16 protein-coding genes are annotated in these 15627 nt (G+C 68.6%); 7 read left to right on the forward strand and 9 right to left on the reverse strand.

What is annotated here, in order from left to right:
• Positions 1 to 91 precede the first annotated feature (91 nt).
• Positions 92 to 619: a universal stress protein gene (locus E3O50_RS09070; RefSeq protein ID WP_134560494.1), complete on the forward strand. Its 528-nt coding sequence runs from the start codon at positions 92 to 94 to the stop codon at positions 617 to 619.
• 27 nt (positions 620 to 646) lie between these two features.
• Here E3O50_RS09070 and E3O50_RS09075 read toward each other — a convergent pair whose 3' ends face one another.
• The 3 genes from E3O50_RS09075 to E3O50_RS09085 are packed head-to-tail and all read right to left on the reverse strand — an operon-like array spanning position 647 to position 4829.
• On the reverse strand, positions 647 to 1189 hold the full coding sequence (locus E3O50_RS09075) for a hypothetical protein (protein WP_134560492.1): 543 nt from the start codon (positions 1187 to 1189) through the stop codon (positions 647 to 649).
• Between the two features lie 18 nt (positions 1190 to 1207).
• Positions 1208 to 3286 (reverse strand): primary-amine oxidase, encoded by a 2079-nt coding sequence (locus tag E3O50_RS09080; RefSeq protein WP_241975486.1) that lies wholly within the window; start codon positions 3284 to 3286, stop codon positions 1208 to 1210.
• 58 nt (positions 3287 to 3344) lie between these two features.
• A complete protein-coding gene (locus tag E3O50_RS09085) occupies positions 3345 to 4829 on the reverse strand; it encodes an APC family permease (RefSeq protein WP_134449234.1) in 1485 nt (494 codons plus the stop codon).
• Between the two features lie 274 nt (positions 4830 to 5103).
• Here E3O50_RS09085 and E3O50_RS09090 point away from each other — a divergent pair, with 274 nt between their 5' ends.
• Together E3O50_RS09090 and E3O50_RS09095 are read left to right on the forward strand one after the other, a co-directional pair.
• Positions 5104 to 6627, forward strand: a complete 1524-nt coding sequence (locus E3O50_RS09090) for an APC family permease (RefSeq protein ID WP_134560490.1) — start codon at positions 5104 to 5106, stop codon at positions 6625 to 6627.
• Complete coding sequence (locus tag E3O50_RS09095; RefSeq protein ID WP_134449236.1) at positions 6624 to 7337, forward strand: helix-turn-helix domain-containing protein; 714 nt, start codon at positions 6624 to 6626, stop codon at positions 7335 to 7337. Before E3O50_RS09090 ends, E3O50_RS09095 begins: the two co-directional genes overlap by 4 nt.
• A gap of 7 nt (positions 7338 to 7344) precedes the next feature.
• Here the strand turns inward: E3O50_RS09095 and E3O50_RS09100 are convergent, their stop codons facing one another.
• Entirely contained in the window at positions 7345 to 7563 is a 219-nt protein-coding gene (locus E3O50_RS09100) for a hypothetical protein (protein ID WP_134449237.1), read from the reverse strand.
• A 146-nt stretch (positions 7564 to 7709) separates the two neighbouring features.
• On the opposite strand from E3O50_RS09100, the gene E3O50_RS09105 reads away from it, so the two are divergent.
• Together E3O50_RS09105 and E3O50_RS09110 are read left to right on the forward strand one after the other, a co-directional pair.
• Positions 7710 to 8201 carry a heme-degrading domain-containing protein gene (locus E3O50_RS09105; protein ID WP_134449238.1) on the forward strand — a complete coding sequence of 164 codons (492 nt, stop codon included), beginning with the start codon at positions 7710 to 7712 and terminating at the stop codon, positions 8199 to 8201.
• A 117-nt stretch (positions 8202 to 8318) separates the two neighbouring features.
• A complete protein-coding gene (locus E3O50_RS09110; RefSeq protein WP_241975485.1) occupies positions 8319 to 9326 on the forward strand; it encodes an acyl-CoA thioesterase in 1008 nt (335 codons plus the stop codon).
• A gap of 42 nt (positions 9327 to 9368) precedes the next feature.
• Here the strand turns inward: E3O50_RS09110 and E3O50_RS09115 are convergent, their stop codons facing one another.
• The 3 genes from E3O50_RS09115 to E3O50_RS19815 all read right to left on the reverse strand — a co-directional run bounded on the left by E3O50_RS09115 (position 9369) and on the right by E3O50_RS19815 (position 12626).
• Positions 9369 to 12221: an EAL domain-containing protein gene (locus E3O50_RS09115; protein ID WP_134560488.1), complete on the reverse strand. Its 2853-nt coding sequence runs from the start codon at positions 12219 to 12221 to the stop codon at positions 9369 to 9371.
• 86 nt (positions 12222 to 12307) lie between these two features.
• Complete coding sequence (locus E3O50_RS09120; protein ID WP_134449240.1) at positions 12308 to 12493, reverse strand: hypothetical protein; 186 nt, start codon at positions 12491 to 12493, stop codon at positions 12308 to 12310.
• 7 nt (positions 12494 to 12500) lie between these two features.
• The gene (locus E3O50_RS19815) at positions 12501 to 12626 is read right to left on the reverse strand and encodes a hypothetical protein (RefSeq protein ID WP_255454126.1); all 126 of its coding nucleotides are present in this window, start codon (positions 12624 to 12626) and stop codon (positions 12501 to 12503) included.
• A gap of 299 nt (positions 12627 to 12925) precedes the next feature.
• Here E3O50_RS19815 and E3O50_RS09125 point away from each other — a divergent pair, with 299 nt between their 5' ends.
• On the forward strand, positions 12926 to 13300 hold the full coding sequence (locus tag E3O50_RS09125; RefSeq protein ID WP_134449241.1) for a hypothetical protein: 375 nt from the start codon (positions 12926 to 12928) through the stop codon (positions 13298 to 13300).
• 12 nt (positions 13301 to 13312) lie between these two features.
• On the opposite strand, the gene E3O50_RS09130 is transcribed toward E3O50_RS09125, so the two are convergent.
• Positions 13313 to 13807 (reverse strand): hypothetical protein, encoded by a 495-nt coding sequence (locus tag E3O50_RS09130; protein WP_241975484.1) that lies wholly within the window; start codon positions 13805 to 13807, stop codon positions 13313 to 13315.
• Positions 13808 to 13897: 90 nt separating this feature from the next.
• On the opposite strand from E3O50_RS09130, the gene E3O50_RS09135 reads away from it, so the two are divergent.
• Positions 13898 to 15190: a GNAT family N-acetyltransferase gene (locus E3O50_RS09135; protein ID WP_134560486.1), complete on the forward strand. Its 1293-nt coding sequence runs from the start codon at positions 13898 to 13900 to the stop codon at positions 15188 to 15190.
• Between the two features lie 38 nt (positions 15191 to 15228).
• Here the strand turns inward: E3O50_RS09135 and E3O50_RS09140 are convergent.
• A partial coding sequence (locus E3O50_RS09140; RefSeq protein ID WP_166790983.1) for an HNH endonuclease signature motif containing protein occupies positions 15229 to 15627 on the reverse strand: 399 nt, incomplete at its 5' end.

Raw genomic sequence — 15627 nt, forward strand, 5'->3', positions numbered from 1 at the left:
GGAGCACTGGCCGCGTTATGAGTGCGGAAAGGAAGACCTGTGAGGTGCCTGTGCTGCCCGACAGGGCTAGGGTGGGGTCGAAGGAGGCCCCGTGACCACCGCACAGCCAAATGATCGCCGGCAGACCGCGAGGATCGTCGTCGGGGTCGACACCGGCCAGCCGGATGCCGTCGTGCAGCAGGCCGCCGTCTTCGCGGAGCACTTCGGTGCGGAGCTCGTCTGCGCGTGGGTCGACACCGGACGCTACGTGATCGAGGAACACCCGGACGGCAGCGTGACCTCGCTCTCCTTCGATCCCGATGTCGTGGACCTCGCCGACGAGGCTCTTCCTCCCCGGCTCGCCACACGGCTCACGGCTGCGCTCGAAGGCCGCCCGGTCGCGTGGAGCACCCGGGCACTCGCCGGGGACCCCGCCCTCGCGATCGGCACACTCGCCGACACCCTCGGCGCCGCCATGATCGTCGTGGGTACCCGGGAGTCGAGCGTCCGAGCGGGACTTCAGGCCTTCTTCAGCGGTTCGATCGCGGTGCGCCTCGCGCATCGCCAGCACCGGCCGGTCGTGATGATCCCACTCGCGCCGGTCCCCTTCGAACAGCGCCTGCCGTGGGAGCCCGCCTGATTCCCACCGGGAGTCCTGCGTAGCGGCTCAGGCGAAGGGCATCACGGCCATCGCCGCCGTCATGGCCGACATCCCGAGGAGGTTGCCGCGTTCGAGCCGGGTGCGGCTCTCGGTCACGAGCAGCACGAGGGACCACACCACGAACGCCCCGCCTGCCACGCAGACCAGGGGCAGCAGGAGCGAATCCGAGTGGGTGTGCCCCGCCGCGGCGGCGCCGCCCGGGGACATCACCGTGTGAGCCATCAGCTGGCCGGCCGTGACCACGAGGCCGAGCGGGTGGTGCAGCAGCATCGTCTGCCCCGCACCTCCGTGAGGTGTCGCATTCTGAGGCGCGCCCGTGGCGGTACGGCGGCGGAGCAGCGCCGAACAGGTCAGTCCCCAGGCGATCAGGATCGCCGCCCACGGCAAGGGCCCGAGGCCGAAGACACCGAAGGCGGAATCCGTCATCGCGGCGAGCATCACGAGGGTGGAGACGACCGCGAGGCCCGACCGGGAGCGCCGGCTGCCGAGCACGCAGCAGAGGTTGAGCGACGCGCCGCCGATCATGATTCCGTGCAGTGCCCAGGTCACCAGCGCTCTCCTCTCGTCCTAGTGGTGCGTGTGCTCGTGCGCCGCGCCGTCGTGGCCGTGCGAGCAGTGCGACACCGGTTCGTTTGCCGGCACGTTCATCGCGGGGTTCGCACCGAAGAAGCCGTATGGCTTGAGCGTGAACTTCGCGTAGTCGACCGGCATCACCGGCCAGTCCTCGATCCGGGGGAAGTGCGTCGGCCCGAAGGTGTGCCAGAGCACGATGTCCTCGCCGTCGATCGACCTGTCGCCCGCGATGTACTTCGTGATGCCGTCCCCGCCCGGGTTCTGGTGCACGAAGTCACCGGCCGCGAACTGCTCCGCCGGGTCGTACTGGGTCACGAAGAGGTGCTTCGTTGCGAACTCGGCGCGCTTCGCGATCGAAGACCCCGGGTCGGCCATCAGCGTCGGAGACTGCTCCGGCTGCAGAACATAGCCGGTCGGGCGCCCGAGCCGGTTGGTCTTCTCGGTGTTGACGATGTGCCAGGCCCTGGCGACGGATGCGTCGGCGACCCGCCCGGAGCCCGCCTCACTCGTGAGCCGGGTCGTCTTCTTGGTGAAGGCGTTGCCGTGCGGGTTGCCCGGCCCCATCGGCAAGCGCACGCCGTCGATCTCGTCGACGGCGTTGGACAGCCCGTCGACCATCATGTCGAGCCGCGCGCTGAAGAGGTGCTGGTGGTACGGGGCGCCGAGCCCGGGAGCGACCTCGCTGGCATACGCGTAGTCTCCCTCGATCGCGGTCTCTCCGATAGGCTCCCCGATCCCCGGGTATGCCGATGTGAAGAGGATGCCGGTGAGCTTGGCCTCGCACTCGATGGTGCCGTCGAGGGACAGGTACCAGTAGAACCCGTAGTCGTAGTTGCCGACGGTGGTGAAGAAACTGATCACGAGTCGCCGCTGCCGGCGCACCTCGTTGGAGCCGGTGAACATGTCGCCGTGCTTCCAGAGCGTTCCGACGTCCTCCTCGTGCATGCAGATGCCGTTCTTGATTGTGAACGGGTTGCCGAGTTCGTCGGCGAGGACGGCGTCGAAGTACTTGATCTCGCCGACGCAGTCGCAGCCGAGCGCGAGGGAGTTGGTGAACCGGCCGAAGAGGTACTCTCCGGTATCGAAATAGTTCTGCCAGAACCGCACCGGGGACGGGTCCCCGTATGGCACGAGCATCTCGTTGATCGAGGCCCGGTAGATGACCGGGCGCTCCTCCCCCGCGTCCGTGAAGGAGAGCTGGCGCAGCACGAGGCCCTCGCGGGTATCGAAGCCGACCTGGAACTTCCAGTTCGCCCAGCTCACCCACTCGCCGTCGACCGTGAAGCTCGGTCCTTCCGGCTGGGAGATCACGATCGGCTTGAGGGTCGTGAGCGGGGCGCCCTGCACGGCCGGGTCGTCGAAGTTGCCGCTCTCCGCCGGGATGTCGAGGGTGCCGACGTCGATGAGGCGCGTGATGGTGCGGGAGGCGGTGTCGACGTAGGCGGAGAGCCCGTCGACCGGGTGCGCCCAGGGGTGGTCCTCCGGGTAGTCCTGGCGGAACGCGAGCACCCGGACGATCCGGCGGCCGACCTCTTCCGGGTAGTCGTAGTGCCCGGCAGAGAGCGGCACGACAACGACCTCGTCGATCGTGGTGCCCCGCGCGGCGAGTGCGGCGACCCAGCGCGGGTCCTCGGCGACGATCCCGGCGATCGCGTCGAACTCGGCGAGCAGCACGGGCAGCTGGCCGGCCGACCCGTCGAGCACGCTCGTCGTGAGCACCGCGCGACCGGGGATGGAGACGATGTTATCCGTCGACCGGCCGGTCTCCATGTCGAGAAGCATCACCCGGGCCTGCCGGTCGGGAAGCGGCCCGGTGCCGTCCTGCCAGGCGAGGACCTCACGCTTGTGCGGTTCCCACAGCCCGACATAGGCGAAGCGGGTGGTCGCGTTCCAGTCGGCGCCCGCCGTGACGACGTCGCGCACGGTCTCGAACTCTGCGGCGGTGAGGCTGCCGACCGGGTGGCTCGGCATGGTCCCGGCGTCGTGCTGGCCGTGGTCGTGATCGTGGCCGCCGTGTTCGTGGTGGCCGTGTTCGTGGTGGCCGTGCGGGGTGTCGAGATCGGTGATGGTCATGGTTCTCCAGTCGAAGGGTGGTGAGAGGTGAGCGGATGCTGCGGGCGGGGTCAGCGGGTCACCCGCCGATGGCATCCGTGATCTGGTCGTATGCGACCCGGTTGGTGCGCTTGAGGATGAGCGCCTGCACGAGTCCGCCGAGCGGGAAGAGCACGACGAGGCCGAGCAGGACCGCGCTCACGACGCCGAACACGGGGGCTCCGTCCGCGTCGACGTCACCGACGAGGAAGGGGAAGTTCGTGGCGATGAGCACCGCGGCGCCGAGCAGTCCGAGGAGGCCGAGCACCGGGGCGATCACCGTGTTCCAGAGCCGCCTGTCCTTCCTGGTGCGGGCGAAGTAGACGACGACCGCGACGCTCGTGACGGCCATCAGGACGGCGATCGCGAGGGTCGCGACGCCGGAGAACCAGGTGAAGACCTGGAGCACCGGGTCGAGGCCGAGCGCGGCGAACAGGATCGTCAGGATCGCGGCTGTCGCGGTCTGCACGATCGAGGACAGGTGGGGTGCGGAGTGCTTCGTGTGCACCCGGCCGAGGAAGTCGGGAAGGACCCGGGCGTTGGACATCGAGTGTTGGTAGCGGGTGATCACGTTGTGGAAGGACAGCACGCACGCGAACATGCTCGTGATGAGCAGCACGTTCATCACGACCTGCCCGATCGGTCCGAGGTAGGCGAGGGTCGTGATCAGGATCATCGCGCCCGGGTTCTCCGCGGCCTGGGCGACGACGCCGCTCGGTCCCCATGCCATCACGAGCGCCCAGGACGCGAGCGTGTAGAAGACGCCGATGCCGATCACGGCGACGTAGGTGGCCCGCGGGATGGTGCGGCCGGGGTCCTTCGCCTCGTCACGGAAGATCGCGGTGGACTCGAAGCCGATGAAGGCGGCGATCGCGAACATCAGGCCGATCGCCGGGGAGCCGGTGAGCACGTTGTTCGGTTCGAAGGGCGCCATCGAGAGGCCCTCCGGGCCGCCGTTGACGACCACCGCGACGACGAGCGCGAGCACGACGCCGACCTCGCCGAGCAGGAGCACACCGAGCACCTTCGAGCTCAGGTCGATGTGCCGGTAGCCGAGGAACCCGACGAGGGCGACGGCCGCGAGCGAGTAGAGGTACCAGGGCAGGTCAGGTGCGCCGAGGCCCGTGAGCGTGACGCTCAGGATGTAGCCGACGTACCCGTATACCGAGACCTGGATGGTCGTGTATGTGAGAAGCGCGAGGAAGGCCGTCGCGAGGCCGGCCGGCTTGCCGAGCCCGTAGTTCACGAAGGTGAAGAACGCGCCGGGCTTCGGCACGTGCTTGGTCATCGCGGCGAGGCCGACGGAGAAGAAGAGCAGGACGATCGCCGCGATGGCGAACATCGAGGGGAATCCGACCCCGTTGCCGAGCAGGATGCCGAGCGGAGCCGAGCCGCCGATGACGGTGAGCGGCGCTGCGGCGGCCACGACCATCAGCACGATCGACGTGACGCCGAGGGAACCGGTCAGGGAACGTTCGGCGGGCAGTGTGCCAACGGATGCCGTTGGATCTTTCGTGAGGGTCATGTCATCTCCAGCTCGAGCGGGTTCGTCAGGGAAAGTCGGGGAGGCGGTGCGGAAGGTCTGCGGCCAGCCTGTCGGACCCCTGTTGCCGACCGGTCTCGCCGGGGTAAACGTCCGGGCGGCCCGAATGAGACACGGGCCGCCCGTTGTCCCACTCGGCGGTCACGCGACCGAAACACTCCCGAAGCGCGGCCGCAACGCCGGATGGTTAGCCTGAGGCTCCGCACCGCCGCCCCCGACCGTGAGCTTGTGAACGAGAAAGAACGAGGCCGGACCGATGACCGCACTGGCCAGGGCCATCAACGATCCGCAGCCGGTCGACGGCATCGGAACCCGCTCGCCCGTCGATGGCCTCGACCGGCGCAGCGTGGGATTCCTCGACGTGCTCGCGCAGTCCGTGTCCGCCGTCGCCCCATCCGCCGCCGCGACCACGATCCCACTCCTCGTCGCCGTCGTCGCCGGCGGCGCGACGGTGTGGTCGCTCGCGACCGCGATGCTGCTCGCGTTCCTCGTCGCGACGACGATCAACCAGTTCACCCGGCGCATCGCCGCTGCCGGGTCGATCTACACCTTCGTCTCCCGCGGGCTCGGCACGATGGCGGCGTTCGTCGCCGGCGTCGGCCTGCTCGTCGGCTACGGATTCATTTCGATGTTCGCGCTCGGCGGCGCCGGGTACTACCTCACGATCGTGGTCGGCAGGTTCTGGCCGGCGCTCACCGGATCCGTCCTCGTCGCGGGCCTGCTGATCGTCGTCATGGCGGCACTGTGCCTGCTCGTGCTGGCCCGCGGCATCCGTCTCTCGACCAGGATCACCCTGCTCGTCGAGGCGGTCTCGGTGCTCATCATCGTCGTGCTCGTTGTCGCGCTGCTCGTGCGGCTCTGGCCGGTGCTCGACTGGTCGCAGCTCGCGCCGGGCGGAATCGACCCCGCCAACTTCGCGGTCGGGTCCGCCCTCGCCCTCACGGCCTTCGTCGGCTTTGAGAGCGCCTCAACACTCGGTGTCGAGGCGAAACGCCCGTACGCGAGCATCCCGCGGGCGATCGTGTTCACCGTGCTCGGGTCGGGGATGCTCTACCTGCTCGCCTCGTTCAGCCAGCTCGTCGGGTTCTCCGCCCTCGGTGGCACGATCGCGGCGAGCGCGTCCCCGGTCAACGATCTCGCCGCCGCATACGGGATCGACGCGGTCGGCCTGCTCCTCGACGTCAGCATCGCGACCTCGTTCCTGGCCTGTGCGATCGCGTCGACGACCGCGCTCGTGCGGGTGCTCTTCTCGATGGGCCGGGAGGGCCTGCTGCCGAGCAGGTTCGGGCGCACCCACCCGCGCTATCGCACGCCGTTCGGCGCTGCACTCGTCGCGATGACGGTGATCACGGCGGTGCTGCTCACGACGATCGCGCTGTCCGGCAGCATCTGGCAGACCATGGAGGTGCTCATCGTCGGGGCCGCTGGCGGCTACATGACCGCGTACCTGCTCGTCTGCGTCGCCGCGCCCGTGTTCCTCCGGCGGATCGGCGAGGCCACCTTCTGGTCGGTGTTGTTCGCGGTGCTCGCCGCCGTGCTGCTGGGCGCCGTGCTCGTCACCTACCTCGCCGTCGAGAGCGGCTCGGCCAGGGCGCTCGGGGTCTGGGTCTTCCTCGGCGTGATGGCGCTCGGCCTCGCCTGGTGCGGCCTGCGATTGCGGAGGCGCCCCTGGCTTCGGGACACCATCGGGGTCTATGACGTGCCCGTGACCGGCGACGTCCTCGGCGGGCCGGGCCCGGCGGATGCCGCGGCGCGGGAATCGGGCCGGGCCGGCCCGTGACGGGCGCCGCGCACCTCGGTGCCCGCCAGCCGAAGGCCATCCAGAGCGCCCTGACGGTGCTCGAGGAGGTGGCCCGCTGCGGGTCGGGGGTCACGGCGCGGGAGATCTCGGACAGCCTCGGGCTGCCGAAGGCGACAGCGTACCGGCTGCTCAACCTGCTGGTCCAGGACGAGTACCTCGTGCGGATGCCGGACCTGCGCGGGTTCGCCCTCGGCCGCAAGGTCGTCGAACTCGCCCGCCTGGTCGCGCCCGCCCAGCCACCGGAGGCTGTGCGCGAGGTCGTCGACCGGCTGCGCTCCCGCATCCGTGGCGGCATCCACCTCGTGCGTTACGACAGCGACGGGGTCCGGGTGATCGATCCGGACCCCGACTACCCGCCGAGCGTGTCCGTCAGGAGCGCGCGGGCGCTCGAGACGAGCGCGATGGGCCGGCTGCTGCTCGCAGAACGTCGGGGGGCCGAGTCGTGGGTACTCGGCGAGGACCCGGACCTGGCCGGGCAGCTCGCGACGGTCCGGACCGACGGCTACGCGTACTTCCCGAGCCCGTGGGCGCCGGGGAACGGCTGTCTCGCGATCCCGATCCGGAACCGGGAGGGAACGCTCGTCGCTGGGCTCTGCCTGTCGGCCCCTGCTGCACGGATCGGCGACCCTGCGGAATTCCTCGCCCTGCTCAGGATGGGCGCACGGGAACTCGCGCCCCTGCTCGCCTGAGGGTGGTTCAGGCCGCGGCGGGCAGGTGCAGTGCGGCCCGGCGCAACCGGTCCTTGACCGCGTGCTCGATCAGCACGGGGATGTAGTCCCGCAGCGGGTTCCGGGCGAGAGCGAGCTGCTGCTCGTGCACGGTCTTCTCAATACTCGTCGGCGGTTCGTTGGGAAACTTCTTTTCCAGTCGCACAATGATCTGCTCGACCGCGCGGTCTTCCTCTTTTCGATTCACCCCTTCAGTCTCTGCCTGCTGACCGGCAGGGTCAAACGCGGAGGACGACTCCGTGCCGCGCCACGCTCAGGAACCATCCCGTACGGAGACCCGAAGTGAAAGACTGTCCGGGGCGGCGCCTGCCGCACTTCCTGGGAAGGTTCGAGATGACCGATGCACCAACACAGTCCGCGGAGGAACGCCTGCTGGACTTCCTCCTCGAGCAGGAGCGCAGCATCCAGTTCGATTCCTTCGGTTTCGCGGACGCCTGGGCGGTGGGTTCCCTGCTCGTGGAACTCGGACTCGAACGGGACCATCCGATCGCGATCGCGATCATGTTCGGGGACCAGCGGGTCTTCCACGCGTCCCTGCCGGGAGCATGCGCGGACAACGACGGCTGGCTCGAGAACAAGTTCCGGGTCGTGCGACGGTTTGCGAGCTCCTCGCTCGCCGTCGGCACCCGTTTCCGCGCGGCGGGCCGCGACTTCGACACCTCCTCCCGGCTTGACCCGCGAACGCACGCCGCGCACGGCGGCGCCTTTCCGCTGCGGGTGCGCGGGGCGCTCATGGGCGTCGTCGGGGTCTCCGGTCTCGCCCAGCAGCTCGATCACGACCTCGTCGTCGAGGCGCTCAGGGCACACCTGGTCACACGCGGCTGATACCCGGTCACGGCTCGCCGCACCGGCAGACGGTCAGTATCCGAACACTCGGGTTCCGCTTCCTCGGCGGTTGTGGGATTCTGGCTGAAAGCCCGACGCCGAGCCCCTGGAGTGCCCGTGATTCGCAGCCCTGAACACACCGAGGATGCCTCGGCCTCCGCCACTGATTCCAGGGACCGGATCACCCTGCGGTTCATGGCCGTGCCGCAGGACACCGCCGCCGACGGCATCACTGTCGCGGCAGGCAGTGTGCTCGAGTGGATCGACAAGGCCGCATACGCCTGCGCGGTCGGTTGGAGCGCGTCGGACACGGTGACGGCCCATGTCGGCAACGTGCACTTCACCCGCCCGATCCCACCTGGCAGCCTCGTGGAGGTCCGCGCACGTGTGATCCACACCGGGCGCACGAGCATGCACGTGCTCGTCGCCGTCGACACCGCGAACGTGCGCGAACGTACGTTCACCCCGGCCACGCATTGCATCCTCGTCTTCGTGGCGATCGACGAAGACGGGAAGCCCATTCCGGTGCCGGAATGGGTCGCGACCTCAGCAGCCGATCGTGAACTCGAGGAGAACGCCAAGGCCCGGCTCGCCTTGCGCCGCACCATCCAGAACACTATGCGATCCCAGGAATACACCGGGGTCGGCACCACTCCGCGTACGGTCTTCCGCTTCCTGGCCGCTCCGTCCGCCGCGAACTGGGGCGGGAACGCCCACGGTGGCACGGTGATGCGCTGGATCGACGAGGCCGCATTCGCCTGTGCGGCGAGCTGGAGCTCGGAGTCGGCTGTCGCCGTCTACTCCGGCGGCATCCACTTCTACCGGCCGATCCACATCGGCCACATCGTCGAAGTGGATGCACGGCTGATCCACACCGGGCCGAGCAGCATGCACATCAGCATCCGGGTGCGATCCGGCAGCCCGCGCACGCCGGAGGACCTCAAGCTCACCACGCAGTGCATGAGCATCTTCGTCACACTCGATTCGGATGGCCACTCGCGTGCGGTCGCCCCGTTGCCCCTCGACACCGACGAGGATCTGCGGCTTGATGCCCACGCTCGTGACCTGATCACACTGCGTGCCCAACTAGCGCCGGTACCCGTCGAGTTGATGCGACAGCCCTGACCCCGCCGGCTTCTTGCTGCGGGATACCCGATGGCGGTGGGCTCAGGCGCGGCTCACCGTCGCCTGCGTTACGGACACGAACGCGGGCTTCGGCCGGCCGAGCAGGTAACCCTGGGCGAAAGCGCAGCCGGCTTCCCGAAGCGCAGCGAGCTGGTCCTCGGTCTCCACTCCTTCGGCGACTACGTCGATGTCGAGCTTCTGCGCGAGCGCAATGATCCCCTCGACCAGGGCGACGGATGCTGCATCCGGCAGGTTCGCGGTGAAGGTCCTGTCGATCTTGATCTGGTCGACGGGCAGGGTGTTGAGCCAGGCCAGGGTCGAGAACCCGGTCCCGAAATCGTCGAGCGAAATGCACACGCCGAGCCGCCGGAGTTCGGTGAGGCGTTCCACGACGCCAGGAAGATCGATGAGGGCCCTGCTCTCGACGATCTCGAGGACCAGCCGCTCAGGACGGAGCCGGTTGCGGTTGAGGGCAGCGCGCACGGTCGGGATCAGCCGCGGATCGACGAGGGTGGCACTGGCGAGGTTCACGGCGACGTGCAGCGGTGCCTCCCCGATGGCGGCGAGGTCAGCGGCGTCGCCGAGGGCCGCGAGGTCGGCGAGCGCCTCGCCGAGCACCCACAGGTCCAGGTCGGCGACGAGGCCGGTCTCCTCCGCGAGCGGCAGGAAAGCGGCGGGGGCCAGCAGGCCCAGGCGGGGATGGTCCCAGCGGATCAGGGCTTCTGCCCCCACGACCCGGTCAGGGGAGGAAAGCGCGACGACGGGTTGGTAGTGCAGCCGCATCTCGGCCCGTCCGAGTGCCTCGACGAGCTCGCTGTGAAGTGAGGAGACCGGGTCGGTCCGGTTGCTGTCGTCCGCGAGGGCGACCTGGTTCCGGCCGGTCCGTTTCGCGTCGTACATGGCGGTGTCCGCGGCGGCGAGCAGCCGTTCTCCGCCATCCCCCGGGCCGTTGTGCACCGCGACCCCGATGCTCGCGGTGATGCGCAGGTCGTGGCCGGAGACATGGAAGGGCCGGTTGAGGCTGTCGACGACGCGATGAGCGAGGTGGACCGCCTGTTCGTGACCGGCAAGTTCGTGGGCGAGGACCGCGAATTCATCGCCACCGAGACGTCCGATGGTCGCCTCGGTACCCAGGCACCCGCGGAGCCGAACCGCGATCTGGCGGAGGAGTTCGTCGCCGGCGCCGTGACCGAGCACGTCATTGACCTGTTTGAAGTTGTCCAGGTCACAGAACATCACGGCGGTGCACGAGCCCTCCGCGCACGTCGACACTGCAGCATCGAGCTCACTCGCGAACAGCATCCGGTTGGCGAGGCCGGTCAGCGGGTCGTGCAGGGACTGGTGACGAACCGTGGCGAGGAGCCGGGCGTTCTGCAACGCGATGGCGCCCTGATGGCTGACGCCCTCGATCCGCGCGAGCGTGCTCGGCGAGATGCCCGAGGCAGGAGCGGAACGCCACCCGCCGGCGACGACGCCCATCAGCACATCGCCGGCGAGCAGCGGCACGATGATCGCCGTGGTCATTCCGCATTCCGCGAGGAGGCCGGCCAGTTGCGGGCTCGCGGTCGTCGCCGAGAGCGGGACCGGCCGCTGGTGGGCGAGGAGTTCGACCAGTTCGGGCGTCTGCGCGGCGGGGATCGGCGACGCGAGCACCCGCTCCCTCTGGGGCATATCGAGCCCGGCGGTTGCGACCGCGTGCATCACGCCGGGGCCGGCGTCCCAGAGCAGCACCGCGGCGGCATCGCAGCCAGCGATCGCCGGTACCGCGAGTGCGACGGCATCGGCGACGGCCTCGCTGCCATTGCTCGTCGCGAGCTCATGGGCGAGCACCAGCATGGCCGCCGCCCTGCTCTCTTCGCGCCTGCTGTCGTCGAGGGCCGTGAACAGGTCCAGCGCCGAGGCGGCGTGGCCGGCGTATGCCTCGAGCAGGGTCCTGTCCCCCTCCATCGCGGTGTGACCGAGGGAATAGAGTGCGGCAAGGCGTCCGTAGGTGCGCCGGCTGGAGGCCACGTCCACGATCACCGCCCGGTCGCCGAGGGCGTCGCCGTGGAGGATCCGCGCGGCGACCCTGGCCGCCTTGGGGGCATCGAGTCCCTGGAAGCGAAGCACGGGCTCATCGTGGTCGGACGTCATGATGAGCAGGTACGCCGGCGCAAGCACTGCAGACGACGCACGGGCGACGATGCGGGCGAGAACGTCGTCGACATCGTCGCTTCCGACGAGGTCTGCTGCGGCGAGCTGAACCTCCTTGACCTTCTCGCGCAAGAGCACAAGGGACCTGTTGGTCGGATGGGTCCATGACCGCAACGACCACCAGCGGCGCCGGGTCGACCACGTCACTTCGTAGACGCAACACTCATATCCGTCGCACTGGCATTCCGGGTGGACCACGATGGCGGTATTGAGCCCGAACATGGACGGCAGAGCGGCGAACAGGCCCTGGGCGTACTGGCAGTCGAGACGTGACGGACGATAGCCCTCGTGCAGCCGGTAGCGAAGGCTTGCCGACGTCCCCCGCACGGAAACGGAGTCCATTGTCGAGGTGGTCGTGAACTTGGGAATGAACCGCGGCAATTGGCGGTACACCGCTGCGGGTGATGCGAAGGCGCTCAGGAGCTGCACGAGCACCGGATGCAGCCCGTCGGTGACGACCGTCGAGCCCACCGTGTACATCGTGCGCGGGTCGTCAAGCACGGTCGTCGCGGCCTCGAAGAGCCGGATCCTGGTGTCGTAGCTCACCCAGTTTGCTGTGTCCTCAAGCCAGTCGATCGACTCCGTGACCCCGGCCCTGGCGAGGACATCGGCAACGGCAGCCACTCCGCCGTGTGCGCGCACATGGCCGAGGAGAAGGGAAACTGTCGTGCTCGACGTCTCCCGTGGCTCCAGTGTCATCATCGCCCCCTGGTTGCATACTATCGACTGGACCCGCACACGAGGCGGTCTGGAGCCGGCTGCTCAGCGGGCGAGGGCACAGCGGTCGGTCAGCCGGCGGTGCCGTCCGGGCTCGTCGCCGGGGTCGTCGCGGTGTCCGCAGCGGGAGCGGAGTACCGCATCAGCGACTTGTGCCGCAGGTTGTACTCGCGCTTGAGTTCATTCCAGCGCGGCAGTGAGACCTGGTTGGCCGGCGAAGCCGCGTTGGGTTCGCCTGACGATGGCGCTTCGGACACGGTGTTCTCAGTCCTCGTCGTCGTCACGCGTCGTCGCGACCGGACCGCGGCGGGCAGCGAACTCGCGCTTGAGCGCCGACCAGCGCACGGCGGACACGTAGTGGATGGTGGAGTTCTTCGTCACGTCGGCCATGGGTTCTCTCAGTCTCAAACGGTTGATGAACGGCGCGCCGCTGAGCCTGGTTCATTGTGTGAGCGATCGAGATTGACACGGTTTCGCATCCGTGGATGGAAACCCGACCCATCACGAGGGGTGGACGGGATCGCACATTCATGGTACATCCGCCGACCGGAATCCGGTCATCGAGGGAGGCCTGAACGGCGGGGCTGCATTGTTTCCTTGGATGACGGATGCCGGGACATCCGCCGGTCGCCGACCTAGGCTGCTGACAACCGAGATAGACACCGCGACACGAAGGGACAGAGACCACAATGACCCAGCAGCACCCCACCCTCCGGAAGATCCCGCGTCCCGACTGCTCACAGGGTCACACCTGCACCGGCAGTGCACCAGGTCATGCCCTTCCGCTGATCCAGCAGCGCGTGTCCGCGGCGACGCCGAGCAAGTGGCGCGACGCGATCGTGACCGCCGTCACCCACTCGGGCTGGCTCGCGTTAACGACCCTCGACGATCACGCCACGGTGTGGGTGTGGAACCACGCAGACCTCGGCGCCTCGGCCTCCGTCGGTGAACCAGTCGCACTGCACGACGTCTATCACGTGCTCGCGATCGGAGCCGAGCGCGTGAACGTGCTCCTGGCGCCGGTCGAGCTGTCGGGCTTCTCCGACCTCGTCGGCCTGTCCTAAGGGACCTCTGCTTTACGCCATCGGCATCATGGACTTCATCGCCGACATCATCCGCTCGCACGCGGCCGCGCACTGACGGCAGGCCTCAGCGCACATCTTGCACTCTTCGCTCATTTCGGCGTGCATCATGCACTCGGCGGCGCAGGCCATGCACATCTTCATGCAGGCATCCATCTGGGCCATCATGACCTGCATGTCGTAGCCGGAGGGGCGCAGCATCATTCGCATCATCGTGTGGGTCATGTCGGCGCAGTCGAGGCACATGCTCATGCACTTCGACATACCGGTCATGCCCATGGCCATCATGTCGTCCGCGCAGACCGTACAGGCCTGCTCGCACGCGCTGCAACACTCGATCATGTCCTGCATCGCCGCCATGTCGAGGCCGCTCATGCTCTTCATCGCCATCGAAGAGTCCATCATCTGCGCTGTCATGCTCATCATTTCCGTCATCCCGCTCCGGAAGCCCGGCGTCGGTCCGTGCCGGCTGCTGACCGCGGCGTCCACGTTACGAAATGTTACGCCGCACGCTCACGCGCCCTCAAGGGGCGAGTGCCTTAGATTGTGGGAACAGACATTCCCGTGCGAAGGAGCACCATGACCGGCTGGCGGATCCGCGATTTCCACGCTGACGACCTTGATGGGATCCTCCGGCTCTGGCAGGAGGTCACCGCGACCAAGACAGAACCGGTCTACGGCCTGTCCGAAGTGCTCGCCTCCTGCCAGAAGGACCACGCCGTCGTCGCCATGCACGGCGACGAGGTCATCGGGGCCGCGGTCGGCCGTGCTGCGCATGCCCAGGGCTGGATCGTGTTCCTCGCGACCGCGCAGTCCTGGCAAAGCCAGGGCATCGGCACGGCCATGCTCGCGGCACTCGAATCGAAGATGGCCCCGCACGGCCTGACCAAGCTCTCGGCGCTGATGCCGGAGACCGAGAGCCGGGTCGACGCCTTCCTCAACCGCGGCTTCGTCGTCAAGAAGCAGCTGAGCTACTTCGAGCGCGAGATCCCGGTGCAGCGCGAGGGGCTGAAGGCGCTCGGTGAGCTCGGCGGGCGCATCCTGCCGCGCGATCTCTGGGCGGCCGTCGGCGGCATGCGCGCCGAGAAGGAACTCCTCGAGCGCCGGCTCGTGATGCCGCTCGCCGAACCGGACCTCGCCGAACAGTACGGGGTCGTTCCGCCCAAGGCCGTCGTGCTCTTCGGCCCTCCCGGAACAGGCAAGACCACCTTCGCCAAGGCGATCGCCTCCCGGCTCGAGTGGCCGTTCGTCGAGGTCTTCCCCTCCCGGCTGGCCGGCGACCCGAAGGGACTTGCCGGCGCCCTGCGGGAGACCTTCCTCAAGATCTCCGAACTCGAGCACGCCGTGGTCTTCATCGACGAGGTCGAGGAGATCGCGGCCCAGCGCGGCGGCGAACCGCCGTCGCCGCTGCAGGGCGTCACCAACGAGCTGCTCAAGATCATCCCGGCCTTCCGTGAGCGGCCGGGGCGCCTCCTGGTCTGCGCGACCAACTTCATCCGCGCCCTCGACTCCGCACTGCTCCGGCACGGACGCTTCGACTACGTCATCCCGATCGGGCTTCCGGATGCCGCGGCGCGCGCGGCCATCTGGGCCGGCTACGTGCCGGCGCTCGTCGCCGGCACGGTCGACTTCCGCGCCCTCGTCGCCGCGAGCGAGGGCTTCTCGCCCGCCGATATCGAGTACGCAGCCCGCCGCGCTTCGCAGGAGGCACTCGAACGGGCACTCTTCACCGCGGACGAGGTTCCAGCGGATGCGCCGAGCGGTCCCCGGACCGAGGACTACCTCGCGGCGATCCGTGCCACCCGTACCACGGTCTCGCCGCAGGTCGCGGCCGAGTTCCTCGAGGACATCGAGCGGCTCGCCCGGCTCTGACCGGTACCGGCAACCGGTCCGAATACCGCCCGACCTCGTCAGTCATCGTCGCGGAGGATCGCGTTCTTGCTGGTGAGCAGTACGGGTTTCTGGTCGGGGTCGAGTCCGGGTGGTGGGGTGAGCCAGTACTGGCCGGTGTCGTCGCGGGTGATGCGCCAGTGTTCGTTGTGGAGCCTGAGGTGGTCGGCCCGGCAGAGCAGGATGCCGTGGTCGAGGTTGGTCTGGCCGGTGTCGTCTTTCCAGTGGTGGATGTGGTGGGTTTCGGTCCAGGAGGGTGGCCGGTCGCAGCCGGGCCACCGGCAGCCACCGTCGCGGAGGGAGAGGGCCACCCTTTGGGAGGGGCTGAAGGTGCGTTGTTCGCGGCCGAGGTCGACGCCGTGGCCGTGGTCGTCGAAGGTGACGTCGAGGAGTCCGCTGTCGCACCGGTTCCGTTCCAA

The organism is Cryobacterium sp. MDB1-18-1 (assembly GCF_004402735.1).
Lineage (GTDB): Bacteria > Actinomycetota > Actinomycetes > Actinomycetales > Microbacteriaceae > Cryobacterium > Cryobacterium glucosi.